Below are 675 nucleotides of genomic sequence, written 5' to 3'. Positions count from 1 at the left end.
AATAAATATCCTCCGGCATAGCCGGAGGTTTTTCATATGCGCCTATAAGGCTCTGTTGCCAGCCGCGCCCTAACAGGCGCATCGCGATCTGACATTTGCATTTATGGATTACTTACGGCCCGTAAACGGGCTGCCCGGATAGGGGATCGAGAGTTGCTCACCCATTTTATCCTCTTCCAACTGGTGCTTTATGTATTCTTGTATCCTGGCTGTATTTTTCCCAACCGTATCAACGTAATACCCCCGACACCAGAACTCCCTGTTACGGTATTTGAACTTCAAATCGCCAAACTGCTCATAAAGCATCAGGCTGCTCTTTCCTTTCAGGTATCCCATAAAACCCGACACACTCATTTTGGGCGGGATTTCCAGAAGCATATGGATGTGATCCACACAGCATTCTGCTTCCAGAATATTCACGTTTTTCCATTCGCACAGCTTTCTTAAGATACTGCCTATCGCTTTGCGCTTTTCCCCGTAGAACACCTTTCTTCGGTACTTCGGCGCAAAAACCATGTGATATCTACAGTTCCATCGCGTGTGCGCTAAGCTCTTTTCGTCCCTCATAGGGACCCCCTTTTGATTTCTTGTTGAACATTTGCAGTTGCCAGACCGCAAACTGTTTTAACAAATCAAAAGGGGTTTTTATAACTGGCTCAAAGCTGAAAGCTTTAC

General features: G+C 46.1%; 1 protein-coding gene. It reads right to left on the bottom strand.

What is annotated here, in order from left to right; genetic code table 11:
• Positions 1-108: 108 nt before the first annotated feature.
• Positions 109-567 carry an IS200/IS605 family transposase gene (gene tnpA, locus ACQ4OC_RS19605; RefSeq protein WP_064516638.1) on the bottom strand — a complete coding sequence of 153 codons (459 nt, stop codon included), beginning with the start codon at positions 565-567 and terminating at the stop codon, positions 109-111.
• Positions 568-675 lie beyond the last annotated feature (108 nt).

It is taken from the genome of Yersinia sp. J1 (genome assembly GCF_050586585.1).
In the GTDB taxonomy this organism is placed as follows: Bacteria; Pseudomonadota; Gammaproteobacteria; order Enterobacterales; family Enterobacteriaceae; genus Yersinia; species Yersinia entomophaga.
This window is presented reverse-complemented; position numbering and strand designations above follow the sequence as displayed.